A 22,639-nucleotide genomic window follows, 5' to 3' on the forward strand; every position below is an offset into this window, starting at 1 on the left:
TAAGAAATTATGCAAAGCGCTGGCGTCGGCGTCACTTGCGCTGGATCGACGCAATGTAGTCGAGCAGCGCCTCTATTTGCGCCGGCGAGAATTCGAAGCGCGGCATATCGAGCCCGCCATGGCCGACGACTATGCCTTCGGCCAGCGCCTCCTCGAGATTTTCGAGCGGATATTTCTTGGTCAGCGTGCGGAAGGGCGGCGAGGCGGGATTGGGGCTTTTTCCCTGCGCCCCAGTCGCATGACAGCGGCTGCAATTGGCATTGGCGATCGCGCGGCCGCGCTCGATCTGCTTATCCTGCGGCTTATCCAGCGCGAAAGCCGCGCTCGCCGCGAGGACGGCGGCGATCACCACCAGAGCGTAACGCATTGAAGCCCTCCCCTCGCTGCGGCGGTCGCGCGCGTCAGCCGCGCGCCTGCAACGGCACGACATTGTGCAGAGTCGTCTCCGCGCCCTCGAAGAAGCGGCGCAGATTGCGCGCCGCCTGGCGAATGCGCTGCTCATTCTCGACCAGCGCGAGACGAAGATAGCCCTCGCCATGCTCGCCGAAGCCGACGCCCGGCGCGACGGCGACATCCGCCTTCTCGATGAGGAGCTTGGAAAATTCGAGGCTGGTCATGCCGGAAAAGCGCTCCGGGATCGGCGCCCAGACGAACATGGAGGCGGAAGGCGCAGGGATCGGCCAGCCGGCCTGAGCGAAGCTCTCCACCATCACGTCGCGGCGCTTCTTGTAGATAGCGCGCATTTCCTTGATGCAATCGTCCGGCCCATTCAGCGCGGCGGTCGCCGCCACCTGCACCGGCGTGAAGGCGCCATAGTCGAGATAGCTCTTCACCCGCGCCAGCGCCGCGCAGAGGCGCTCATTGCCGACCGCGAAGCCGATGCGCCAGCCGGCCATGGAGAAGGTCTTCGACAAAGACGAGAACTCGACGGCTATGTCCATCGCGCCATTGACCTGAAGGATCGACGGCGGCGGATTATCGTCGAAATAGACCTCCGCATAGGCGATGTCGGAGAGCACGAAGATATCGTGCCGCTTCGCGAAGGCGACGAGATCCTTGTAGAAATCGAGCGAGGCGACCGTCGCCGTCGGATTGGCCGGATAGCAGACGACGATGGCGATGGGCTTTGGAATCGAATGCGCGACCGCCTTCTCCAGCGCATGGAAGAGCTGCGGCGTCGGATCGGCCGGCACGGAGCGGATGACGCCGCCGGCCATCAGAAAGCCGAAGGCGTGAATGGGATAAGACGGGTTGGGGGCGAGGATCACATCGCCGGGCGCGGTGATCGCCTGCGCCATATTGGCGAAGCCTTCCTTGGAGCCGAGCGTCGCCACCACCTGCGTCTCGGGATCGAGCTTCACGCCGAAGCGGCGCTCGTAATAGCCAGCCTGGGCGCGACGCAGCCCGGCGATGCCCTTGGAGGCCGAATAGCGATCGGTGCGCGGTCGGCCGGCCGTCTCGACGAGCTTCTCGATCACATGGCGCGGCGCGGGCAGATCGGGATTGCCCATGCCGAGATCGATGATATCGGCGCCGCCGGCGCGCGCCTTGGCCTTGAGCCGATTGACCTGCTCGAAAACATAAGGGGGAAGCCGCTTGATGCGATAGAAGTCCGACATCGCCTATTTCCGTTGAAAGCTCCGCCCGCCCCTATTTCGAGGCGCGACGGACGATTGTGACGCGAAACCCTTTCGAAAGAGCTAGAGCGCTGTCCGCTCGAACGGGATGTTCGAAACGATCAGAATTCGCGTCCAACGAAAGAATCTAGCGCTCTAGCGCTGTTTCGTCTCGGCGCGCCGTTCTTTCGGCGCGTCGGGAATTTTGACGCGGGCGCCGCGGGCGCGATTGGAGGCCGCGGCGGCGACGAGCTCCTTCTCGACCGCAGCGGCGCGGGCGGCGCTCTTCTTGGCGTCCGCCTTGACGTCGGCCGCCGGCGTGGGCGCGGCGAAGGGCGTGTAGCCGGTCGCGCCCGTCCGCGAGCGCTCGACGAAATCGGCCGGCGCCGGCGGCGGACGCCGCATTTCCATTCCCTCGAAGAATTTGCCGATCGACTCGCCCGCGGTCTCCGACCCGGCCTCCTGCGCGCGCGCGCCGCCCGTGGCGACGGCGAACAGGACTAGGCAGATCGCGAGGCGACAAATCATCGGCTTCTCCGGATTCTGGCGTTCGTCATAGAGCGACAATGCGGCTTTGATAAGGGGGCGCCGATAAGGAGGCTCCCGCCCTTCCGCGACGCATCGCCGCGCTTAAGTATTGGAGGAAGCGCTTTTCTCCGCGAGAGATGGTTTCCGAACCTTCGCGGGATATGCTCTAAGGAAGTGACGAGGCCGGCGGCGCCGAGCCGCCGAGGACAGGACCGCCGATGACCGCACAAAGACGTTCGCCAGCCGGAGCCAAACGGCGGCCGCAGCTTCACGCCGCGGCCGAGCCTCAGGCCGAGCTCCGAGCCGCGCCCCAAGCCGCGCCCGAGGCGCCGAAGGGGCGCGCCGCGGCAGGCGAGCGAACGTCGACGCTCACGCTGCAGGGCGGCGCGCCCAAAGGCGGCGGCGCGGTGAAAAAGCCTGTGGTCGCGGCGCCGGCGAAACCGGCGGCGAAAGCAAAACCGAAAAAGCCAACCCCGGCCGCAGCCGCGCCGGCGCCCCGCCCCGCCGTCGCAAAGGACGCGGAGAACGATCGTCACGCCGCGCTCGAGGCCGCGGCCGCGCTGCTGGCCGGCGCCGTCGAGGAATTGTCCGAGGAGCAGCGCCGCCGGCTCGTCGACCGGCTCGCGCCCCGAGCGCCGGAGCCGGAGCCCACGCCGGCCGCCGCGCGGCTAAAGCCGCCGACGCTGAACGCGGCGGCGCCCAACGCTCATGATTTCGAGATTTTCGCGGAGAATCTGGCTCGCCTCGTCGATCAGGGCCGCAAGGCGCTGGCCGCCGCCATAGGCGGCATGGAGCCGGGCGACACGCGCAGCGAATTGGCCAGCAATGTCGCCGACGCCGTCAAGACGCTGGGCGTCGTCGCCGAGCGCTGGATGGCCAAGCCGGATCAGGCCTACGCCGCCCAGGCGACGCTCGTCTCCGGCCTCACCGATATTTGGAGCCAGACGCTGCGCCGCTTCTCCGGCGAGGACACGCCGCCGATCGTGCCGCCGGACCCCAATGACAAGCGCTTCGCTGCGCCGGAGTGGAACGACAATCCCTTCTTCGACTGGCTGCGCCAATCCTATGCGCTGACGACGCGCTGGGCCGGCGAGACAGTGGAGAGCACCGAAGGGCTCGACCCGCAGGTGAAGGCAAAGGCCGGCTTCTATACGCGGCTCATCGCCAGCGCGTTGTCGCCCTCCAATTTCGTCGCCACAAATCCCGAGCTGCTGCGCGCCACGCTGGACGCGCGCGGCGAAAATCTCGTGCGCGGCATGAAGATGCTGACCGAAGACCTCTCCGCCGGCCATGGCATGTTGAAGCTGCGTCAGAGCGACGAGAGCAAGTTCGAGCTCGGCGTCGACATGGCCACGACGCCCGGCAAGGTCGTCTATCGCACGCAGGTGATGGAGCTCATCCAATATGCGCCCTCGACGTCGACGGTCTATGAGCGCCCGCTGCTGATCGTGCCGCCGTGGATCAATAAATTCTATGTGCTCGATCTCAATCGCGAGAAGAGCTTCGTGCGCTGGGCGACGGCGCAGGGCCTCACCGTCTTCGTCATCTCCTGGGTCAATCCCGACGAGAGCCAGGCGGAGAAGGGCTTCGACGCTTATATGAAGGAAGGCGTGCTCGCCGCGCTGGACGCGGTGCAGCAGGCGACCGGCGCGCGACATGTGGCGGCGGCCGGCTATTGCGTCGGCGGCACAATGCTCGCCGCCACGCTCGCCTATATGGCCGAGAAGGGCGACGATCGCATCGACAGCGTGACCTTTTTGGCGACTCAGGTGGATTTCACCGACGCCGGCGACATGCAGGTGTTCATCGACGAGGCGCGCCTCGCCGCGCTCGACGAAGCCATGTCCCGCACCGGCTATCTCGAAGGCGTCAAAATGGCGACGACCTTCAATATGCTGCGTCCGAACGAATTGTTCTGGACCTATTTCGTCAACAATTACATGAAGGGCGTCGAGCCCGCGGCTTTCGATCTCCTCACCTGGAACTCGGACTGCACGCGCATTCCGCGCGCGAACCATCTCTTCTATCTGCGCTATTGCTACATAGAGAATGCGCTGTCACAGGGCCGCATGGTGATCGACGGCGTCACGCTCAATCTGCGCAAGGTGAAGATCCCGATCTATGAGCTGGCGGCGAAGGAAGACCATATCGCGCCGGCGCGTTCCGTCTTCACGGGGGCGAAATATTTCGGCGGCGAGGTGCGCTATGTGCTCGCCGGCGCCGGCCACATAGCGGGCGTCGTCAATCCGCCGGCCAAGAACAAATATCAATATTGGACCGGCGGCCCGCCCGTGGGCGTCTATGAGGATTGGGCGAAGACCGCCCATGAAAACAAGGGCTCCTGGTGGGGCGACTGGCTCGCCTGGATCACCGCGCAAGCGCCGCAGCGCGTGCCGGCGCGCATCCCCGGCGGCGGGAGGCTGAAGCCGCTGTGCGACGCACCGGGGGAATATGTGCGGGTGCGGGGGTGAAGGAGTTCATGCCTTCACAATGTCAGAGCGCGCTCCCTCCCCTTTCGGGGTCCGCGCTCACAATTCCTCCGGCCATTTTTGAGCCGCATGCATGACAGTCAAAATTTCGACATCGCTCAATGTGACGCGATACGGGATGATGTAGGGAATATCGGCCAACGCCAGCTCGCGCGTGCCGTTGAGACGTCCCGTGCGGCCGATCGCCCCCAACGGATCGAGCGGCGCCTCATGCCGTGCGGGCGGGCTTCACATATTTCTGGATTATCTTGGCCAGTTCCGCCTCAGAGGCGAAATCTCCGCGCTCGGCGTCGGCCAATCCGGCGTCGATCTCGGCGAGCCGCCACGCCTCGCGCTCCACAAAATCCTCGATCGCCTGCGCCGCGACGAATGAGCGGGAACGGTCGAGCTTCTTGGCCAGCTTCTCGAGCTTGGCGGCAGTGGCGTCCGTCACACGGACGGTAAAGGCGGTCATAGGCGATGCCTTCATTGGGCCGTACAGATTATTATGTGAATCAGATTGGTTCGATCAACGGCTTCCGCGCCGCCCGCGACCTTCCTCCCCCTACCCAAAACCGCGCGGCTCCAATATAGCTGCGCGCAGCCAACCGACCGCTCGAGGGACTCCCCGCCATGTCGCACGATTCCACACCGCACTTCCACAATCAGCCGGGCGTCGCCAAGATCAAGGTCGGCTCCAAGGAATTCATGTGCATCGGCGCGCTGCCGCCCTTCGACCATCCGCATGTCTTCATCGACATGGGCGCGGCGGACGAGGCGGTCTGCCCCTATTGCTCGACGCATTATGTGTTCGACGCCGCCCTCGGCCATGGCGCGGCCGATCCGGCCGAATGCGTCTACCATTCCGAGACCGTTCTCGACCCGACCGCCTGACGCCGCGCGAATGGGCGCTCCCTTCATCGTCGTCGGCGCCGGCATAGGCGGGCTCGCCGCGGCGATCGCTCTGGCGCGCGCCGGCAAAAGAACGCTCGTCCTCGAGCAGGCCGAGCGCATAGAGGAAGTGGGCGCCGGCCTGCAAATCTCGCCCAACGCCGGGCGAATTCTGCAGGGTTTCGGCATGCGCCCGGCGCTGGACGCCGTCGCCCTCGAGCCCCGCGCCCTCAATATTCGCCGCGCCGCCGACGGCGCCGTTCTGGCGCGCCTGCCGCTCGCCGAGGCGCGCGACCGCTGGGGCGCGCCCTTTCGCGTCTTCCACCGCGCCGATTTGCAGAAGGCGCTGCTCGACGAGGCGCTGCGTCTCGGCGTCGAGACGCGCACCGCCGCGCGCTGCGAGGGCTTCACGCAGGACGAGGGCTGCGTGCGGCCGGTGATCGGCGAGGCGACTCTGGAGGCTGAGGCGCTGATCGGCGCCGATGGGCTGCGCTCGACGATTCGCGATGCGCTCGGCCTCGTCGCAGACGACGCGCCCCGCCCGGCGCGGCTCACCGCCTGGCGGACGCTGATGCCGATCGATTCGGCGCCCGCCGCCCTGCGCGAGCGCGAGACTCATATTTGGCTCGGACCGGGCGGCCATATCGTCCATTATCCGCTGCGCGATGCGAGCATCGTCAGCGCCGTCGCCATTATCGAGGATCGCGCCGATCGCGGCCCCGCCGCCGAGACGCGCACCGGCGAGGAGCTGGTCCGCGCCATGGGCTTTGGACGCTGGAGCCGCGATCTGCGCGCTCTGCTGGAGGCCGGCGGCGCTTGGCGACGCTGGCCGCTCTACGCCCGGCCGGAGATCACGCGCTGGGGCCGCGGCCGCGTGGCGCTGCTCGGCGACGCCGCGCATCCCATGGTTCCCTTCCTCGCCCAAGGCGCGGCGCAGGCGATAGAGGACGCCGCAGCGCTCGGCCATGCCTTCACGGATGCGCGCGCGGAAGTGGAGACGGCGCTCCACGCCTATCAATCGGCGCGAATCGAGCGGGCGATCCGCATTCAGCGCGCCTCGCTGCGCCAGGGCGCCAATTGCCATTTCTCGGGGCCGATGGCGCTCGCGCGCGACGTCGCCGTGCGGCTGATGGGCGGCGAGGGCGTGCTGTCCCGCAACGCCTGGATCTATCGCTGATTCTGTATCTATCGCGGACCGGCGACGACCTTCTCTATGCGCGGGTCGGGCGTGAACCACATGATCGCGACGCCCACATAGATGGCGAGCGCCAGCAGCGGAGAAACGAAATATCCCCCGGCGATGGCGCAAAAATACAGCGCGATCGACGCTTTGGTCTTCACATCGCGGCCGAGCGCGCCGGCGAGCGGCGAGGCCGGGCCGTCCGCCCGCAATATCGCCAATGTCAGCAGATAATAGGCGATCGCCGGCAGCAGCAGCGCGAGGCCATAGAGAATGGTGGGCGCGCGGGCGAAGTCATTGTCCGCCATCCAGGCGGTGGCGAAGGGGATGAGCGACAGCCAGAATAGAAGATGCGTGTTGGCCCATAGCACGCGACCATCCACCCGCGAGACCGCGTAGAGCAGATGATGGTGATTGTTCCAATAGATGGCGACATAGACGAAGCTCAGCGCATAGCTGGCGAAAGTCGGCGCCAGAGGAAGGAGCGCGGACCATTCTGCGCTGTGCGGCGCCTTCAGCTCCAACACCATTATGGTGACGATGATCGCGACGACTCCGTCGCTGAAAGCCGCCAGCCTGTCCTTTTCCATCGCTCCGCTCCGATCGCGCCCGGTGGACGCATGACGGCGAAAAAGTGGCCGCGCCTCCACGGACTTGGCAGCTTCGCCCGCCGGCTGATAATAATGATGACGAATTGGTTACGCTGCAACGAGGGTCCCGCCATGCCTCGCGCCCACGCCGCGATGATCGGCCTTCTCGCCTGTGTCGGCCTTGCCGGCACAGCCCCTTTTGCGCATGCGGAAGAGCAGCGCGCGCAAGGCCTGAGCGCACAAGACATACAGGCGCAAGACCTGCGCATGCCGGAGCCCCCTGCTCGGACGCCCATATTCGCCGCGGCGGACCAGGGTTGGATCGTGACGGTGGGCGTCATGGGCGCCCTGACCCCGAGCTTCCCGGGCTCGAGCACGCTGCGTCCCTATCCGTTTCCCTCGATCAGCTTCCGACGCATCGGCGAGCCGGAGCTGTTCTCGACGCCCGATGACGGATTCGGCTTCGCCATTCTCGACTCCAACGGCTTTCGCGCCGGTCCCGTGGCCAATTTCGTGTTCAAGCGCGGCCACCGCGACGGGCTCACCGGCGTGCACACCGTCGAGCTCACTCATGAGATCGGCGGCTTCGCCGAATATCAGGGCGAGCATTTCCGCACGCGCGCCGAGCTGCGTCAGGGCATAGACGGGCACAAGGGCTTCGTCGCCTCGCTGGGGGCCGATCTCTATGGCGGCGACGGCCGCGCGACGCTCTCCTTCGGACCGCGCCTCAGCCTCGGCGACAATCGATACGCCAACGCCTATTTCTCGGTGACGCCTTTCGAATCTCTGGCCAATGGCCGCATCGAGCCCTATGAGGCCAATGGCGGATTCACCGCCGCCGGCGGGCTCGCCACCTTCCGCTATGATTTCACCAAGGACACCAACGCCACCATTTACGGCGGCCTGCAGCGGCTGACCGGCAGCGTCGGCGCGAGCCCGATTCCCAATGAGATCGGCTCCCGCAATCAATTCACCGCTGGCCTCTCCATCGCCCGCTCCTTCGAGCTGCGCGGCTTTTCTTGGTGAAGCGCCGCTCGCGCTCTCCTTGACTCTTACAACGATGAATGCAAGTCTCTTTCACCATGGCCGATAGATTACGCTCGACCTTTTTCCAGCGACTGGCGCTGGGGCTCTATACGCTGACGATCATCGTCGGCGCGCTGGGCTTCGCGTCGCATCGCGGCCATGGTGGAGCAGGCGTCAGCATTTTCGAGGATCGCGCCGCTTTCTGCCAGGACTTCCAAAAGGCCCATGGCGCGCCCGAGACGCCCTTCGTCGTCTGCTGCGACGCATGCGTCTCCAGCGCGCCGCCGACTCTGCCGGCGACCATCACGCATATCGTTTATCGTTTCGAGATTTCCACACGCTTCGATTTTGCCTCTCGCCTCGGTCGGGACCTCGATGAGAGCCCGGACAATCTCCGCTCGCGAGCGCCGCCTGCCTTCGTCTGATGTCGATGCGGCCCTCCCGGACGCTATGCGTCCGGCTTGTCTCCTAAGATTCGTTCCTCGTTTCTCTCGCGTCTGAACGCGCGGGCGTCACGTAGGCCACAGGAACAAGAAACACGAATTGTCGCGCTCTTCTCCCGAGAGTCGTGACGATTCGAGCGGACTTCCGCGAGCGCTCGCCGTCTCAGATGGCGGACCCCGCAATTGCGTCACCCATGTCTCATCCTCGACGCGCCTTTCCCCGAGGCGCGGAATCTCCCCCCGATGCGAGGCGGGCCATGGCGACGGAAAAGCGGTTCAGGGCCGGCGAGGCTCGCGGAATCTGTCGACCGACTTGAAAGGCGAAGATCGGACCTCCCTCCGATCAGCTGCGCCTCTCGAGCGAGCGCCGAGCGGACCACTCCGGTCCATGCCGCCTCGCTCCTCTCGTCGGCCGCCACTGCGCGGCGCTCCCTTCTCCCCCCGGAGGGAGCGCCGCCCTTGGGCGGCCTCACGGTGAAAAAGATATTGTCCCCTCACTCCTAAATCTCGCTCGCTGCGACCACCTCCTGCTCGATCGCGCCAAAGATCGAATGGCCGGCGGAATCGCGCATCTCGATGCGGATGCGGTCGCCCGGCAGCAAAAATCGCGTGCGCGCCGCGCCGCCGAGCAGGCTCTCGACGACGCGCTGCTCGGCGAGGCAGGAATAGCCCACCCCGCCATCGGCGATCGGCCGGCCCGGCCCGCCATCGGCGGCGCGATTCGACACAGTGCCGGAGCCGATGATGGCGCCGGCGCACAGCGCGCGCGTGCGCGCCGCATGGGCGATGAGGCGGCCGAAATCAAAAGTCATGTCGACGCCGGCGTCGGGCCGGCCGAGCGGCGCGCCATTGATGAAGGAGAGCAGCGGCGCGGAGAGCGTCGCGCCATCCCATGCGGCGCCGAGCTCGTCCGGCGTCACGGCGACGGGGGAAAAGGCCGAGGCGGGCTTGGATTGAAAAAAGCCGAAGCCCTTGGCCAGCTCGCTGGCGGTGAGGCCGCGCAAGGTCACATCATTGGCCAGCATGACGAGCGCGATGTGGGCGCGCGCCGCCTCGGCGCCGAGGCCGAGCGGAACATCGTCGGTGACGACGGCGACCTCCGCCTCGAGATCGAGGCCGAATTTCTCGTCGAGAAAAGGGATGGGATCGCGCGGGCCGAGAAACCCGTCCGAGCCGCCCTGATAGATCAGCGGATCGCTCCAAAAGGAGGGCGGCATCTCCACGCCGCGCGCCTTTCGCACCAGAGCGACGTGATTCACATAGGCCGAGCCGTCGGCCCATTGATAGGCGCGCGGCAGCGGCGAAGCGCACTCATGCTCGCGAAAGCGAAAGGAGGGGAGCAGCCCCGCCTCCAGCCGCGCGGCGATCTCGGCGAGCTGCGGCGCGATGCGCGGCCAATCATCCAGCGCCGCCTGCAGAGTGGACGCGACCTCCGTCGCCTCTGTGGCGCACGTCAAATCCCGCGAGACGACGACGAGCCTGCCATCGCGTCCGGCTTTCAAAGATGCGAGCTTCATCGCTTGTCCTCACGGCGTCCCGTCGAAGCGGCGCGCGAGCCCCGCCCAGCAATCGGCATAGTCTTTCTGCAATGTCGCGAGCGTCGCGGCGTAGCGCGTCACATGCTGCGGCAGCCGCGTCTCCAGCATGAAGGCGAGCGTCCCCTCGAGCTTTTGCGGGGCCAGCGCCTCCGCGCTCGCCTGCGCGAAGCTCTGCGCATCCGGCCCATGCGGCAGCATGCTGTTGTGCAGAGAGACGCCGCCGGGCGAGAACCCCTCCTGCTTGGCGTCATAGCGCCCATAGATCAGCCCCATGAATTCGCTCATCACATTGATATGGAACCAGGGCGGACGAAACGTATGCTCGGCGACGAGCCAACGCTCGGGGAAAATCAGAAAATCGATATTGGCCGTTCCCTCCCGCTCCGAGGGCGCCGTCAGCACGCAGAAGATCGACGGATCGGGATGGTCGAAGAGCAGCGCGCCGACCGGCGCAAAGCGCCGAAGATCATATTTGTAGGGCGCGTAATTGCCGTGCCAGGCGACGACGTCGAGCGGCGAATGATCGAGCCCGCAGATAAAGAATTTGCCGCCCCATTTCACCGTGAGCCGGCACGGCCGCTCGACGTCCTCGAAAGCGGCGACGGGCGTCTCGAGATCGCGGGCGTTGGCGAGGCAATTGGCGCCGATCGGCCCGCGATTCGGTAGAGTGAAAGGCGCGCCGTAATTTTCGCACAGATAGCCGCGCGCCGGCCCGGCGACCAGCTCCGCTTTGAATTTCACGCCGCGCGGCACGACGCCGATTTCGCCGGGCGCGATTTCCATCACGCCGAATTCGGTGACGAGACGCAACGCGCCTTCCTGCGGCAGCAGCAGCAATTCGCCGTCGGCGTCGTAGAAATAATCGTCCGTCATCGAGCGCGTGACGAAATAGAGCCCCGCCGCCATGCCGCTCTGCGCATCGGCGTCGCCGGCCGTCGTCATCATGCGCACGCCAGCGAGAAAAGTGAGCGCGCCATCGGGCATGGGCGGCGGCCCCCAGCGATAGCGGCCGAGCGGAAGATCATGCTCCTCGCGCAAAGGCGCGCTTTTCCAGAAGGGAAGCTCGAGCCGCTCGAAACGCCCGACATGCCGCACGGAAGGGCGAATGCGATAGAGCCAGCTGCGCGTATTGGCGCCGCGCGGCGCGGTGAAGGGCGAGCCCGACAATTGCTCTGCATAGAGCTTATAGGGGCAATGCTGCGGCGAGTTCTGCCCGACAGGCAGAGCGCCGGGAAGCGCCTCGCTGGCGAACTCATTGCCGAAGCCGGACATGTAGCGGAGAGTCATGGCTCAATCTCCGAATGACGGCGAGTCTTTGCTGCGTCACCCCCTCCCCGGCCCTCCCCCGCTTTGCGGGAGAGGGAGCAGACGCCGCGCTTCATCGAAACTCGCGTAACGCCGGCCGCCTTCCCTCTCCCGCAAAGCGGGGGAGGGTGAGGGAGGGGGCGTCGCACGAACGACACGCATCCACCCCTCACCCTCCCGCGCGCAGCACGCCGCGCTTCACCTGATCGTCCTCGATCGACTGGAACAAAGCGCGGAAATTGCCCTCGCCGAATCCCTCGTCGCCCTTGCGCTCGATGAACTCGAAGAAGATCGGCCCGATCACCGTCTTCGAGAAAATCTGCAGCAGCAGCTTGCGCCCCTCGCCGTCGATGAGAATTCCCAGCTCGCGCAATCGGTCCAGCCGCTCGCCATGGCCGGGAAGCCGCTCCTCGACGCGCGCGTAATAAGACTCCGGCGGCGCCGGCATGAATTGCAGCCCGCGCGCCCGCAGCGCCGTCACCGTGCGATAAATGTCGTCGCAAGCGCAGGCGACATGCTGAATGCCCTCTCCCCTATAAGCGACGAGATATTCCTCGATCTGACTCTTGTCGTCGACGCTCTCGTTGATCGGAATTCGTATCTTCCCGCAAGGACTGGTCATGGCGCGCGAATGCAGGCCGGTGAGTTTTCCCTCTATGTCGAAATAGCGAATCTGCCGAAAGGAGAAGAAGCGCTCGTACCAGCCGGCCCATTCGTCCATATGGCCGCGATAGACATTATGGGTGAGGTGGTCGACGACCGTGAGGCCGACTCCTTCTGGATGCGGATCGCGCGCCCCAGTCCAGCGAAAATCGACGTCGAAGATCGAGCCGCGCTCGCCATAGCGATCGACGAGATAGATCAATGCGCCGCCGACGCCGATGAGCGCCGGGATCTTCAATTCCATCGGCCCGATCTTGGTCTCCGCCGCGCTCGCGCCCAAGGCGAGCGCGCGCTCATAGGCGACGCGCGCATCCGCCACGCGAAAGCCCATGGCGCAGGCGCAAGGCCCGTGCGCGCGCGCGAAATCCGCAGCGAAACTGTCCGGCTCGGCGTTGAGCACATAATTCACATCGCCCTGACGATAGAGCGTCACATGCTTGGAGCGATGACGCGCGACGGCGACGAAGCCCATTTGCTCGAGCAGAGCCGCGAGCTTCGCCGGCTCAGGATGGGCGAACTCGACGAATTCGAAACCATCCGTCCCCATCGGATTTTCCGGCGAAGGCGACATTGCGGCCTCCTTGCGAATGACGCTCTCCTTCAACATATTGCGCGCGGCCAGCGAATCCAGAGCGGGCGGCGGCGGAGGCGACGGCGATGAAGCTCTATGACTACTTCCGTTCCTCGGCCGCCTATCGCGTGCGCATCGCGATCGAGCTGAAAGGCTTGGACGTCGAGCGCATCCCCGTGCATCTCGCACGCGGCGAGCAGCGCCGAGCGGATTATCTCGCGAAGAATCCGCAAGGCCTCGCGCCGGCGCTCGAGCTCGACGACGGGACCATCGTCACCCAATCATTGGCGATCATCGATTATCTCGACACGCTCGCGCCGCAGCCGCTGCTGACGCCAAAAGACCCGCTGCTCGCGGCCAAGGTGCGCGGAGTCGCTCTCGCCATCGCCTGCGACATTCATCCGCTCAACAATCGCCGCGTGCTGGACTATTTGCGCGAGCGGCTCGGGCAGGACGATTCCGGCGTCGACGCCTGGATCCATCATTGGGTCCTGCAGGGCGGGCTCGATGCGGTGGAGCGGCTCGTCCAGCCCGGTCCCTTCTGCTTCGGCGCGCAGCCGACGCTCGCCGATGTCTGCCTCATCCCGCAGCTCTTCGCCGCGCGGCGCTTCTCGACGCCGCTCGATACGCTGCCGAAGCTTCTCGCCATAGAGGCGCATTGCCTCGCCCATCCCGCCTTCGCCGCAGCGGAGCCGTCGCGACAGGCGGACGCCGAATAAATCCGACGAGACCTTGGCTTTTCGCCGCCGGCTCTGCGATGATCGACGACGAGTCGGCCGAGCCTGTCACGCCCGCGCCGCCGCTCCATATGGCTTAGTGGCGAGGATGCGCCGTCGCTGGCGGCGCCGTTCCGCTTTTCGCCTTTTTCGTCGTCGACAAAGACCGTCGGAATCGATCGGATACACGTCATGTCGCTTCGTCTGCGTCTCGTCCTCGGCGTCGCCGCTCTGCTCGCCAATGCGGGCTCTGCGACCGCGCAATATTATTTCTGGCCGGAGTCGACCCAGAACGGCGCGGCGGCCGATCCCGACGCCGAGGCGCAGCCGCGCCGCCAGCGCGCGCGCGCCAATTGGCCGTTCGACGAGGAGCGCCGCGAAGCTCCGCGAGCGCGCGGCAGGGAAAATCGCGAGCGTGACGATCGCGACCGGGACCGCCTCGCCGCCCTGCCGCCCGACGCCGACCCGAATTACTCGACGCCGATCGACTATGACGACGACGTCGACATGCGGCAGACGCGGCGCCGTTTCATAGGCGACCCCACCGCAGAGGACCCCGGCACGCTGACGATCGACACGCGCGCACGGCGTCTCTATCTCTCGCTCGAGGACGGCAAGGCGGTGGAATATGCGATCGGCGTCGGCCGTACGGGCTTCGCCTGGAAGGGCGAGGCGAAGATCGGCCGCAAAGCCTTCTGGCCGGGCTGGACGCCGCCGCCGGAAATGCTGGAGCGCCGCCCCGATCTGCCCGAGCATATGGACGGCGGGCTGAAAAATCCGCTCGGCGCGCGGGCGCTGTATCTGTTCCAGGGGCAGAAGGACACTTTGTTCCGCATTCACGGAACCAATGAGCCGGAGAGCATCGGACGCGCGGTGTCTTCCGGCTGCATCCGCATGCTCAATGCGGATGTGATCGATCTCTATAAGCGCGTCGCCAAAGGCGCCCGCGTCGTGGTGCGATGATCACGCCGCCCGCGGGCGCGCCTCGGCCTGGAGCAGATCGCCGATGAGCGCGGCGATCGTCCCCATGGTCGCCATGCTGCGACGCTGCAGCATGGACTTGGGAAACTCCACATCGAGCGTGGCCTCGAGCCACAGCATCACCTGAATGGCGCAGAAGGGCGAGAGCCCGGCGGCGTAGAGATCGGCCTCGGCGGAAAGGCTCGCCGCGGCGACCGGCAGACTGCCCTTGGCGTCCATGGCGCGGCGGATGATCTCGATCGACGTTTCGCTGTTCTTGATTTCGGTCTTCACGGCCCCGTCCCCTCGCTTCGCGCTCTCGTCTCGTCGAGCGTGAGAGAAGCATAGGACGCGCCATCCAGAGCGGCTGTGCGCCTGCGCACGAGCCTTGCCGCGAGCCTTGCCGCGAGCGAGGCTGTCGCCGATTGCCGACGCACCGGCGCGGCCTATATGGCCGGCTGTTCGACGGCGCCGAAAAAGGCGCGACCTTTGCCCCAGGATGAGAGCCGATGGCGACGCGGCCGATGGCGCGACCGGATTTGGCTTCGCCTCCACATGGCGACCCTCCCCTCGAGACGTCTCCCGTCGAGACTTGCCGCGCCCGGCTCGCGGCGACGCGCGCGCGCACTCTGGCGCTCGCCGAGCCGCTCGGCCCCGAGGATATGGCGGCGCAGGCGATCGAGGAGGCGAGCCCCACAAAATGGCATCTCGCCCATACGAGCTGGTTCTTCGAGACTTTCGTGCTGGCGCGCTTTCTGCCCGGCTATCGCCTCTTCGATCCCGCCTTCGGCTATTGCTTCAACTCCTATTACGAGGGAGCCGGAGCCAGGCAGCCGCGGCCGCGACGCGGCCTGCTGAGCCAGCCTTCGATCGAGCGCGTCATGGCCTATCGCCGCCATGTCGAGGAGGCGCTGGAGCGGCTCTTCGACTCCGGCCTCGCGCCGCAGAGCGAGGCGGCGAGGCTGCTGGAGCTCGGCCTGCAGCATGAGCAGCAGCATCAGGAGCTGATCCTCAGCGATATTCTCGCGCTCTTCGCCGCCAATCCGCTGCGGCCGGCCTATCGCGCCGCGCCGCCGCGCGCCCTTTGCAGCGCGCCGGAGCCGCTGCGCTGGATCGGCTACGCGGGCGGAATCGTGCGCATCGGAAGCGACGCCAACACGGATTTCGCCTTCGACAATGAGGCGCCGCGCCATGACGCGCTGATTCATCCTTTCGAGATCGCCGATCGGCCGGTGACCAACGCCGAATGGCTGGAGTTCATCGAGGACGGCGGCTATGGCGATCCCGCCTTCTGGCTCTTCGACGGCTGGGAGACCATCCAGCGCGAGGGCTGGGAGGCGCCGGCCTATTGGGAGCGGCGCGGCGGCCTCTGGCTCGCCATGACGCTGGAAGGATTGCGGCCGCTGGAGCCCGCCGCCCCTGTCGTCCATGTGAGCTTCTATGAGGCAGACGCTTTCGCCCGCTGGGCCGGCGCACGCCTGCCCACCGAATTCGAATGGGAGGCGGTGGCGCAGCAGGAGGCGGTCACCGGCAATCTGCTCGAGGACGGTGCGCTACGTCCGCTGCCGCCGGCGGAGACATTCCAGGGCCATGCGCGCCAGCTCTTCGGCGACGTGTGGGAGTGGACGTGCAGCGCCTATCTCCCCTACCCCGCCTATCGCCGGCCGGCCGGCGCCATAGGCGAATACAACGCCAAATTCATGTGCGACCAGCATGTGCTGCGTGGCGGCTGCTGCGCGACGCCGCAGAGCCATATTCGCGCGAGCTATCGCAACTTCCTCTATGCGCGCCAACGCTGGCTCTTCGCCGGCCTGCGCCTCGCCAGGGATGTCGGCCGATGACCAATGATATCGATCGCGCGGAGCCAGCCGCGCCGAAGGGCCACGGCTTCGCCGCAGATGTGCTCGACGGTCTCTCACGGGCCGAGAAGCGCCTTTCCTGCCTCTATTTCTACGATGCGGTGGGCAGCGAATTATTCGACGAGATCACGCGTCTGCCGGATTATTATCCGACGCGCGTCGAGACGGACATACTCGCCACGCATGGCGAGGAGATGCTCGACGGCGCCGGAGAGGACGCAGCGCTGGTCGAGTTCGGCTCCGGCTCCAGCCGCAAGACCGAAATTCTGCTCGAGAGCGCGCCGCGCCTCGCGGTCTATGCGCCGATCGACGTCTGCGCCAGCGCGCTGGAGAAAGCGCGCGCACGTCTTTCCGCACGTTTCCCGCATTTGCGCGTCTGCCCCATCGTCGCCGATTTCTCGCGGCCGGCGCCGCTCCCCGCCGCGCTCGCCGATCGACGCCGCATCGGCTTCTTCCCCGGCTCGACGATCGGCAATTTCACGCCGGACGAAGCGCGCGCATTGCTGCTGGCCATGCGCGTATTGCTCGGGCCGGGCGGCCGGCTCATCGTCGGCGTCGATCTGAAGAAGGACCCGTCGCGGCTCATCGCCGCCTATAATGACGCGCATGGCGTGACGGCGGCCTTCAATCTCAATCTCCTCGCGCGCATAAATCGCGAGCTCGGCGGCGGCTTCGATCTCTCGGGCTTCGGCCATCAGGCGATCTATGACGCGCGCGCCGGCCGCATAGAGATGCGCCTCGTCAGCCGCCGCCGCCAGACGGCGAAGATCGGCGGCCGCGACTTCGCCTTCTCGCGCGGCGAGGCGATCCATACGGAAGATTGCTACAAATATGGCGTGGACGAGTTTCGCGTCACGGCGAGCGACGCCGGCTGGGCGCCCGGCCGCGTATGGACGGATGCGGAGGCGCTGTTCAGCGTGCATGAGCTGCGGGCGCCGTAGGGGGAGATAGCCGCGGCCGCGCGGCTCTGCTAAGCTCCGAGCTTCGGAGAATCCACCATGGCCGCCAAGCAGCAATTCAGCGTCACCTTGCCGCCCGACATGGCCGAGGTCGTGGAAGAAAAGCTGCGCCGCGGCGAATACGATTCGGCGAGCGCATTGATGAGCGAGGGCGTGCAGGCTCTGCTGGACCGTGATGCTTCGCTCGAGACATGGCTACGCGATGTCGTCGTCCCCGGCCATGCGGAATATCTCGCCGACCCCTCCAGGGCCGTTCCGGCCGAAGAATTGCTCGCACGGATAAAGGCGCGGCGCGCAGCGGGGCGATAGCTCGCGTGACGAAGGTCGTCTTCACGCCCGCGGCGGAGCGCGAGGTCGATCGTCTGCACGCCTGGATTTCTGACCGGGCGGGCGAAAGCGTCGCCGACGCCTTCATCCTGCGAATCGTCGCCTATTGCCAGGGATTCTCCACCTTCCCCGAGCGAGGGCGAAGGCGTGACGATCTCTTGCCCGGCTTGCGGACGATCGGCTTCGAACGCCGCGTCACCATCGCATTCATCATAGATCGGGACGTCGTCTCGATCGAAGGCGGTTTCTATCGGGGACGCGACATAGAGACGAGATTTGCCCGCGAGCAATGACAGAATGCGGCTTCGACGCCGTTTCCCTAAGCGCGGCAGATCGCGCATGGCGCATCCCCGACTCGCGGTATAAATTTCCACGGTCTCTGCGGGACGCCGCGCGCGGTCATTAGCATTTCATGAAATAGGCGACATAAGCCCTCACCTCCACAGGAGCGACCGCGGATGAACATCGTCTCCCCCACCGTCATTTCGCCGCCGCTCGCAGAAGCGACGCCGCGGGAGATCGACCGTAGCGGCGAAATCCCCTCCTTCGACACGCTGGATCGCGCCGCCCGCGCCTTCACGGCGCGCATCACGCATGGCGTCTCGCCGCTGGCGCAAATGTCGGCCTGGCTCGATTGGGCAACGCATCTGACACGCGCGCCAGGACGGCAGATCGAATTATCGCTCGCCGCCATGCAGGACGCCGCCAGATACGCGCACTTCGTCGCTCATGCGGCGCGCGGCGAGACCGTCGCGGCGCCCTTCGCGCCCGCGCCTTTCGACAAGCGTTTCGACGATCCCGCCTGGGACGCGCCGCCTTTCGCCTTTTGGAAGCAGGGTTTTCTCGCGAGCGAGCATTGGTGGCGGCAGGCGACGCGCGAGGCGCGCGGCATGACGCCCAATGACGCCGCGCGCGTCGCCTTCATGGCGCAGCAATGGCTGGCGCTGTTCTCGCCCTCCAACGCCTTCTGGCTCAATCCCACGGTCATCGACCGCACGATGAAGGAAGGCGGCGCCAATCTCCTGCGCGGCGCGGAAAATTTCATCGAGGACTATACACGCGCGCTTCTGAACACGCCCAATGGCGGCAATGGCTTTCGCGTCGGAATCGATGTGGCGGCGACGCCGGGCGAGGTGATCTTCCGCAATGAGCTGATCGAGCTCATCCAATACGGCCCCTCGACCGAGACCGTCCACGCCGAGCCGATATTGATCGTCCCGGCCTGGATCATGAAATATTACGTGCTCGATCTGCGGCCGCAGAATTCGCTGGCGCGTTATCTCGTCTCGCAGGGCTTTACCGTCTTCATGATCTCCTGGCGCAATCCGACGCCGGAAGATCGCGATCTCTCCTTCGACGATTATCGCGTCTCCGGCGTGCTCGCCGCGCTGAATGCGATCGACGCCGTGCTGCCCGGCCGCAAGGTCCACGGCTGCGGCTATTGCCTCGGCGGCACGCTGCTCTCCATCGCCGCGGCGGCGATGGCGCGCGATCACGACGAGCGTCTCGCCAGCCTCACTCTGCTCGCCGCGCAGACCGATTTCAGCGAGCCCGGCGAGCTGATGCTGTTCGTCGATGCGGCGCAAGTGGCGTTTTTGGAAGACATGATGTGGGACCAGGGCGTGCTCGACACGCGGCAGATGGCGGGCGCCTTCGCTGCGCTGCGCTCCAATGAGCTGGTCTGGGCCAAGGCGGTGCGCGAATATCTGCTCGGCGAGCGGCAGAAGCCCAATGATCTGATGGCCTGGAGCGCCGATCAGACGCGAATGCCCTATCGCATGCATTCGCAATATTTGCGCGGCCTGTTCCTCGAGAACCGCCTCACCGCCGGCCGCTACGCCGTGGAGGGCGAGGTGGTGGCGCTGAAGGATATTTCCGCGCCAATGTTCGTCATCGGCACGGAAACCGACCATATCGCGCCCTGGCGCTCCGTGTATAAGGTCCATCTCTTCACCGACAATGAGCTGACCTTCGCGCTCACCACCGGCGGCCATAACGCCGGAGTGGTCTCGGAGCCCGGCCGTCGCGGCCGCTCCTATCATGTCGGCCTGCGCCCGGCGGGCGGCCACTATGTCTCCGCCGACAAATGGCTGGCCGCGGCGCGGCGGGAGGAAGGCTCCTGGTGGCCGCTCTGGGCGGAATGGCTCGCCGCGCGCGGCTCGGCGGGGCGCGTTTCGCCGCCGCCCATGGGAGCGGCGATGCAGGGTTTCGCGCCGCTCTGCGCCGCGCCTGGAAACTATGTCCACGAACAGTGAGCGCTTTCCCCTCGACGCGCGGCGAAATACTCGTCAAAGTGCGATTGTGGCTCTGGGCGGGGCGATACCGTGTCGAATTCTTTGTTACGCATTGCTTATTTCGAGGGGCTCGACCCCGCCGAGGCGGAGCGGATCGCCCGCAAATGCATTTGGCGGCGCGTCGATGAGCGCGAGCTCGTCGTCGATTACGACGACCGCTCGACCGACGTCTATTTCATCGTCTCCGGCGATCTGCGCGTGCTCATCCGCACGCCGGCGGGCAAGGAGGTCATTCTCTGCGACCTCCATCCCGGCCAGATTTTCGGGGAGATGGCGGCGATCGACGGCGCGGAGCGCTCGGCCAATGTCTCGGCTCTGACAAAATCCGAGCTGTGCATCATGCCGTCGAGTGTGTTCAAAACCGTGCTGTTCAGCCAGCCGGCGGTCTGCGAGAAGGTGCTGCGCCTGCTGACGAAGCGCATTCGCGATCTCAACTCGCGTCTGTTCGAGCGCTCCGTGCTCGATCTGCGCCACCGGCTCTATGCCGAGCTGCTGCGTCTCGCTCTGCCGCGCAAGGGCCATGAGGGCCAGTCGATCATCTCGCCGCCGCCGTTGCAGCACGATCTCGCCGCCCGCATCGGCTGCCGGCGCGAGCAGGTCAATCGCGAGGTGCAGGCGATGATCCACGAGGGCCTCGCCGAGAAGATTCGCGGCGGGCTGGTGCTGCTGCGCCCCTCGACGCTGGAGCAGCGTCTGACCGCCTGCCTCGAGCAGGCCGGCTGAACCCGCCTCTGTGCGCTCTCGCACAGAGGCACGGCGGCGCGCCGCTTAGTGTGGCGAGGCTCGCCCCATGCGAGCATTCGACCCGCTAGACGAGCCCGCAATGTCCTTCGCCCTCATTCCGCTTTCCCGATGCGCCGCGCTCTGCGGGCTCGGCCCCCATGAGATGATCGACGGCGCGACGCCCTCGCCTTTTCATCAGTCACTCTATGAGAGCTATCTGATGCTCTGCGATCGCGGCGCGGATTTCGTCCGTGATCTCATCGTTTCCGACATGCGCAGGGCGCTCGACATCGGCGCGACCCGGCTCGCCGCGGAATTGCTGCTGGTGCTCCGGCGCTTCCTCGCGGTTCCGCGCGGCGCTCCGCGCTTCCGGGCGACGCCGCCGGACGCGATGGCGCTCGACGCGGCCCTCGGCGTCATCGAGAGGCTCGCGGCGATGCGTCCCGCGTCCAGCTCGTCGCGTCTCTCCCGATCCGGTCTCGCGCAGGGCGGCCAGCGACAACCGAGAGGTTATTCCGTGGCGCGCCGAGGCGTGGCTTGCGCCCGGCTGCGATTCGAGTCAGCTTGACCGCGCCTTCGGCGAAATTTCTTTTTCTTTCCGCGCCATTGCCGGCGCCGACGAATTTCGCGAGGGGCGGGGCCGTGGTGGATTTGTTTCGACAGACGACTTTGACGGCCGTCCTGCTGTGCGGGGCCATCGTCGCAGGGCCGGCGGCGGCGGAGCCAGAAGAGCGCGCGGAACAGACGCGCCTGTCCGACCATTTGCGGCGGCATCCGACCGACTATGCCGCGACCTATCGTTACGCGCTGATCTCGCGCGATCTCGGCGACCATGAGGCGGCCATTGGCGCGCTGGAGCGCCTCCTCGCCTTCGATCCGTCGCTGGCGCGAGCGCGCAAGGAGCTGGGCCTGCTCTACGCCCGCCTCGGCGCCTATCAGACCGCCGCGCTGCATTTGCGCGCCGCGCTCGAGGCGCCCGATCTCGATCCCGCGCAAAAGGCGCAGATCGAGGGCGTGCTGCCGGATGTCGAGCGGCAGACCGAATCGAGCCGCTGGTCGGCGCGGCTGCAGACGGGGCTGCGCTCGCAGTCCAACGCCTCTTTCTTTCCGACCGATGGGCTGTTCATGGTCAGCGGCGTCGGTGTGCTGTCGCCTGCGCCGCGCCGCGCCGATTTCAACGCATTCGAGCGCGTCGACATCGCCAATGACACGGATCTCGACGCCGCGCGCTCGGCGCAGCTGGAGACACGCTTCAAGGGCTACGCCACGCAGCAATTCCATCTGGCGAGCTATAATGTCGGGGTCTTTGGCCTCTCCGCCGGGCCGCGCTTCGCGCTCGAGGAGAATTTTCTCCCCGGCGCCAGCGTCAAGCCCTATGTCACCGGCCTCACCTCTTATGTCGGCGGCGGCAATTTCCTCAATTCCGGCGGCGCCGGCGTCGTCGCGCGGCTGCCACTCGCCGGCGCGGCGCTCACCCTCGAGCCCGGCGTCGAATATCGCTATCTCGGCGTCTCCATCGGCGGCCCCTTCGCCTCGCTGAGCGCCATCTCCACCGGCAGCGCCATCACCGCCTCGATCGGGACGATCTGGCGTCATTCCGACGCGCTGCGGCTGGAGACGCGCGCCGCCTTCACGCGCCACAGCGCCGATCTGCGCTCGCAATCCTTCGACGAGATCGACGCGCAGGCGCTGGCGCGGATCGATTTCGATCCGCCTTTCGCCGCGCTCGGCCTCAAATGGTCGATCGCGCCCTATGGCCGCATTTTCCAGCTCGCCTTCGGCGCCGTCGATCCGATGGTCGATCCCTGGCGGCCGCGCCGCGATGTCGGCTGGGCGGCGGGCGTGCTGGTGGAGGCGCCGGTCACGCGCGAGATCGGCCTCTCGGCCGCTTTCGAATACGCCCGCAACGAGTCCAACCTGCCGAATTTCCGCACGGATAATCTTTCCGTATGGTTCGGCCCGGTGGCGCGATTCTGAAGGAG

The 22,639-nt window shown here is 66.3% G+C and carries 25 protein-coding genes; 15 read left to right on the top strand and 10 right to left on the bottom strand.

The annotated features are described in order from the left end of the window. Positions 1–31 precede the first annotated feature (31 nt). From METLW3_RS0115810 to METLW3_RS0115820, 3 genes are all read right to left on the bottom strand, one after another. Complete coding sequence (locus METLW3_RS0115810; protein WP_024880838.1) at positions 32–367, bottom strand: cytochrome c; 336 nt, start codon at positions 365–367, stop codon at positions 32–34. Between the two features lie 34 nt (positions 368–401). Next, a complete protein-coding gene (locus METLW3_RS0115815; RefSeq protein ID WP_024880839.1) occupies positions 402–1,619 on the bottom strand; it encodes an LL-diaminopimelate aminotransferase in 1,218 nt (405 codons plus the stop codon). A 153-nt stretch (positions 1,620–1,772) separates the two neighbouring features. Continuing rightward, positions 1,773–2,144: a hypothetical protein gene (locus METLW3_RS0115820; RefSeq protein WP_036309703.1), complete on the bottom strand. Its 372-nt coding sequence runs from the start codon at positions 2,142–2,144 to the stop codon at positions 1,773–1,775. A 218-nt stretch (positions 2,145–2,362) separates the two neighbouring features. Between METLW3_RS0115820 and phaC the strand changes: the two genes are divergently transcribed. Continuing rightward, entirely contained in the window at positions 2,363–4,615 is a 2,253-nt protein-coding gene (phaC, locus tag METLW3_RS25725; RefSeq protein ID WP_024880841.1) for a class I poly(R)-hydroxyalkanoic acid synthase, read from the top strand. Between the two features lie 57 nt (positions 4,616–4,672). On the opposite strand, the gene METLW3_RS25730 is transcribed toward phaC, so the two are convergent. Both METLW3_RS25730 and METLW3_RS0115835 read right to left on the bottom strand, forming a co-directional pair. Next, positions 4,673–4,825 (bottom strand): hypothetical protein, encoded by a 153-nt coding sequence (locus METLW3_RS25730; RefSeq protein WP_348625820.1) that lies wholly within the window; start codon positions 4,823–4,825, stop codon positions 4,673–4,675. A 16-nt stretch (positions 4,826–4,841) separates the two neighbouring features. Then, positions 4,842–5,087 carry a CopG family ribbon-helix-helix protein gene (locus METLW3_RS0115835; protein ID WP_024880842.1) on the bottom strand — a complete coding sequence of 82 codons (246 nt, stop codon included), beginning with the start codon at positions 5,085–5,087 and terminating at the stop codon, positions 4,842–4,844. 158 nt (positions 5,088–5,245) lie between these two features. Here METLW3_RS0115835 and METLW3_RS0115840 point away from each other — a divergent pair, with 158 nt between their 5' ends. After that, positions 5,246–5,506 (top strand): zinc-finger domain-containing protein, encoded by a 261-nt coding sequence (locus tag METLW3_RS0115840; protein WP_024880843.1) that lies wholly within the window; start codon positions 5,246–5,248, stop codon positions 5,504–5,506. Positions 5,507–5,516: 10 nt separating this feature from the next. Further along, on the top strand, positions 5,517–6,680 hold the full coding sequence (locus tag METLW3_RS0115845; RefSeq protein WP_024880844.1) for an FAD-dependent monooxygenase: 1,164 nt from the start codon (positions 5,517–5,519) through the stop codon (positions 6,678–6,680). A gap of 8 nt (positions 6,681–6,688) precedes the next feature. On the opposite strand, the gene METLW3_RS0115850 is transcribed toward METLW3_RS0115845, so the two are convergent. Beyond that, positions 6,689–7,273, bottom strand: a complete 585-nt coding sequence (locus tag METLW3_RS0115850) for a TMEM175 family protein (protein WP_024880845.1) — start codon at positions 7,271–7,273, stop codon at positions 6,689–6,691. A 132-nt stretch (positions 7,274–7,405) separates the two neighbouring features. Between METLW3_RS0115850 and METLW3_RS0115855 the strand changes: the two genes are divergently transcribed. Both METLW3_RS0115855 and METLW3_RS25735 read left to right on the top strand, forming a co-directional pair. Then, on the top strand, positions 7,406–8,299 hold the full coding sequence (locus METLW3_RS0115855; RefSeq protein WP_245267379.1) for a MipA/OmpV family protein: 894 nt from the start codon (positions 7,406–7,408) through the stop codon (positions 8,297–8,299). 38 nt (positions 8,300–8,337) lie between these two features. Further along, positions 8,338–8,724, top strand: a complete 387-nt coding sequence (locus METLW3_RS25735) for a hypothetical protein (RefSeq protein WP_026599231.1) — start codon at positions 8,338–8,340, stop codon at positions 8,722–8,724. A 518-nt stretch (positions 8,725–9,242) separates the two neighbouring features. Here the strand turns inward: METLW3_RS25735 and METLW3_RS0115865 are convergent. From METLW3_RS0115865 to hppD, 3 genes are all read right to left on the bottom strand, one after another. Then, a complete protein-coding gene (locus tag METLW3_RS0115865) occupies positions 9,243–10,259 on the bottom strand; it encodes a fumarylacetoacetate hydrolase family protein (RefSeq protein ID WP_024880847.1) in 1,017 nt (338 codons plus the stop codon). A gap of 9 nt (positions 10,260–10,268) precedes the next feature. Then, complete coding sequence (gene hmgA / locus METLW3_RS0115870) at positions 10,269–11,567, bottom strand: homogentisate 1,2-dioxygenase (protein ID WP_024880848.1); 1,299 nt, start codon at positions 11,565–11,567, stop codon at positions 10,269–10,271. 187 nt (positions 11,568–11,754) lie between these two features. Then, positions 11,755–12,855 carry a 4-hydroxyphenylpyruvate dioxygenase gene (gene hppD, locus METLW3_RS0115875; RefSeq protein WP_051465445.1) on the bottom strand — a complete coding sequence of 367 codons (1,101 nt, stop codon included), beginning with the start codon at positions 12,853–12,855 and terminating at the stop codon, positions 11,755–11,757. 50 nt (positions 12,856–12,905) lie between these two features. Here hppD and maiA point away from each other — a divergent pair, with 50 nt between their 5' ends. Both maiA and METLW3_RS0115885 read left to right on the top strand, forming a co-directional pair. Continuing rightward, the gene (gene maiA / locus METLW3_RS0115880) at positions 12,906–13,538 is read left to right on the top strand and encodes a maleylacetoacetate isomerase (RefSeq protein WP_024880850.1); all 633 of its coding nucleotides are present in this window, start codon (positions 12,906–12,908) and stop codon (positions 13,536–13,538) included. A gap of 189 nt (positions 13,539–13,727) precedes the next feature. Beyond that, entirely contained in the window at positions 13,728–14,498 is a 771-nt protein-coding gene (locus tag METLW3_RS0115885; protein ID WP_024880851.1) for a L,D-transpeptidase, read from the top strand. Here the strand turns inward: METLW3_RS0115885 and METLW3_RS0115890 are convergent, their stop codons facing one another. Then, the gene (locus METLW3_RS0115890; RefSeq protein ID WP_051465446.1) at positions 14,499–14,789 is read right to left on the bottom strand and encodes a phosphopantetheine-binding protein; all 291 of its coding nucleotides are present in this window, start codon (positions 14,787–14,789) and stop codon (positions 14,499–14,501) included. 215 nt (positions 14,790–15,004) lie between these two features. Here METLW3_RS0115890 and egtB point away from each other — a divergent pair, with 215 nt between their 5' ends. The 8 genes from egtB (at position 15,005) to METLW3_RS28850 (ending at position 22,634) form a co-directional block, all read left to right on the top strand. Further along, complete coding sequence (gene egtB / locus METLW3_RS0115895; RefSeq protein ID WP_084484850.1) at positions 15,005–16,336, top strand: ergothioneine biosynthesis protein EgtB; 1,332 nt, start codon at positions 15,005–15,007, stop codon at positions 16,334–16,336. Continuing rightward, positions 16,333–17,295 (top strand): L-histidine N(alpha)-methyltransferase, encoded by a 963-nt coding sequence (gene egtD, locus METLW3_RS0115900; protein ID WP_024880854.1) that lies wholly within the window; start codon positions 16,333–16,335, stop codon positions 17,293–17,295. The genes egtB and egtD overlap by 4 nt, the downstream gene beginning before the upstream one ends. Positions 17,296–17,352: 57 nt before the next feature. Continuing rightward, the gene (locus METLW3_RS0115905) at positions 17,353–17,622 is read left to right on the top strand and encodes a type II toxin-antitoxin system ParD family antitoxin (protein WP_024880855.1); all 270 of its coding nucleotides are present in this window, start codon (positions 17,353–17,355) and stop codon (positions 17,620–17,622) included. A gap of 5 nt (positions 17,623–17,627) precedes the next feature. Further along, complete coding sequence (locus tag METLW3_RS0115910; protein WP_024880856.1) at positions 17,628–17,933, top strand: type II toxin-antitoxin system RelE/ParE family toxin; 306 nt, start codon at positions 17,628–17,630, stop codon at positions 17,931–17,933. Positions 17,934–18,098: 165 nt separating this feature from the next. After that, positions 18,099–19,895 carry an alpha/beta fold hydrolase gene (locus METLW3_RS0115915; protein ID WP_024880857.1) on the top strand — a complete coding sequence of 599 codons (1,797 nt, stop codon included), beginning with the start codon at positions 18,099–18,101 and terminating at the stop codon, positions 19,893–19,895. A gap of 69 nt (positions 19,896–19,964) precedes the next feature. Beyond that, entirely contained in the window at positions 19,965–20,657 is a 693-nt protein-coding gene (locus tag METLW3_RS0115920; protein WP_051465447.1) for a Crp/Fnr family transcriptional regulator, read from the top strand. Between the two features lie 100 nt (positions 20,658–20,757). Beyond that, positions 20,758–21,225: a hypothetical protein gene (locus tag METLW3_RS28845; protein WP_024880859.1), complete on the top strand. Its 468-nt coding sequence runs from the start codon at positions 20,758–20,760 to the stop codon at positions 21,223–21,225. 77 nt (positions 21,226–21,302) lie between these two features. Then, positions 21,303–22,634, top strand: a complete 1,332-nt coding sequence (locus METLW3_RS28850) for a tetratricopeptide repeat protein (RefSeq protein WP_198022776.1) — start codon at positions 21,303–21,305, stop codon at positions 22,632–22,634. Positions 22,635–22,639 lie beyond the last annotated feature (5 nt).

Source organism: Methylosinus sp. LW3 (assembly GCF_000527115.1).
Classification (GTDB): Bacteria; Pseudomonadota; Alphaproteobacteria; order Rhizobiales; family Beijerinckiaceae; genus Methylosinus.

What these genes read in the sequence shown, in the direction of transcription:
- METLW3_RS0115810 (WP_024880838.1), bottom strand. Translation starts at nt 367, where the DNA reads ATGCGTTACGCTCTGGTGGTGATCGCCGCCGTCCTCGCGGCGAGCGCG.
- METLW3_RS0115815 (WP_024880839.1), bottom strand. Translation starts at nt 1,619, where the DNA reads ATGTCGGACTTCTATCGCATCAAGCGGCTTCCCCCTTATGTTTTCGAG.
- METLW3_RS0115820 (WP_036309703.1), bottom strand. Translation starts at nt 2,144, where the DNA reads ATGATTTGTCGCCTCGCGATCTGCCTAGTCCTGTTCGCCGTCGCCACG.
- phaC (WP_024880841.1), top strand. Translation starts at nt 2,363, where the DNA reads ATGACCGCACAAAGACGTTCGCCAGCCGGAGCCAAACGGCGGCCGCAG.
- METLW3_RS0115835 (WP_024880842.1), bottom strand. Translation starts at nt 5,087, where the DNA reads ATGACCGCCTTTACCGTCCGTGTGACGGACGCCACTGCCGCCAAGCTC.
- METLW3_RS0115840 (WP_024880843.1), top strand. Translation starts at nt 5,246, where the DNA reads ATGTCGCACGATTCCACACCGCACTTCCACAATCAGCCGGGCGTCGCC.
- METLW3_RS0115845 (WP_024880844.1), top strand. Translation starts at nt 5,517, where the DNA reads ATGGGCGCTCCCTTCATCGTCGTCGGCGCCGGCATAGGCGGGCTCGCC.
- METLW3_RS0115850 (WP_024880845.1), bottom strand. Translation starts at nt 7,273, where the DNA reads ATGGAAAAGGACAGGCTGGCGGCTTTCAGCGACGGAGTCGTCGCGATC.
- METLW3_RS0115855 (WP_245267379.1), top strand. Translation starts at nt 7,406, where the DNA reads ATGCCTCGCGCCCACGCCGCGATGATCGGCCTTCTCGCCTGTGTCGGC.
- METLW3_RS25735 (WP_026599231.1), top strand. Translation starts at nt 8,338, where the DNA reads ATGCAAGTCTCTTTCACCATGGCCGATAGATTACGCTCGACCTTTTTC.
- METLW3_RS0115865 (WP_024880847.1), bottom strand. Translation starts at nt 10,259, where the DNA reads ATGAAGCTCGCATCTTTGAAAGCCGGACGCGATGGCAGGCTCGTCGTC.
- hmgA (WP_024880848.1), bottom strand. Translation starts at nt 11,567, where the DNA reads ATGACTCTCCGCTACATGTCCGGCTTCGGCAATGAGTTCGCCAGCGAG.
- hppD (WP_051465445.1), bottom strand. Translation starts at nt 12,855, where the DNA reads ATGTTGAAGGAGAGCGTCATTCGCAAGGAGGCCGCAATGTCGCCTTCG.
- maiA (WP_024880850.1), top strand. Translation starts at nt 12,906, where the DNA reads ATGAAGCTCTATGACTACTTCCGTTCCTCGGCCGCCTATCGCGTGCGC.
- METLW3_RS0115885 (WP_024880851.1), top strand. Translation starts at nt 13,728, where the DNA reads ATGTCGCTTCGTCTGCGTCTCGTCCTCGGCGTCGCCGCTCTGCTCGCC.
- egtB (WP_084484850.1), top strand. Translation starts at nt 15,005, where the DNA reads ATGGCGACGCGGCCGATGGCGCGACCGGATTTGGCTTCGCCTCCACAT.
- egtD (WP_024880854.1), top strand. Translation starts at nt 16,333, where the DNA reads ATGACCAATGATATCGATCGCGCGGAGCCAGCCGCGCCGAAGGGCCAC.
- METLW3_RS0115905 (WP_024880855.1), top strand. Translation starts at nt 17,353, where the DNA reads ATGGCCGCCAAGCAGCAATTCAGCGTCACCTTGCCGCCCGACATGGCC.
- METLW3_RS0115915 (WP_024880857.1), top strand. Translation starts at nt 18,099, where the DNA reads ATGAACATCGTCTCCCCCACCGTCATTTCGCCGCCGCTCGCAGAAGCG.
- METLW3_RS28845 (WP_024880859.1), top strand. Translation starts at nt 20,758, where the DNA reads ATGTCCTTCGCCCTCATTCCGCTTTCCCGATGCGCCGCGCTCTGCGGG.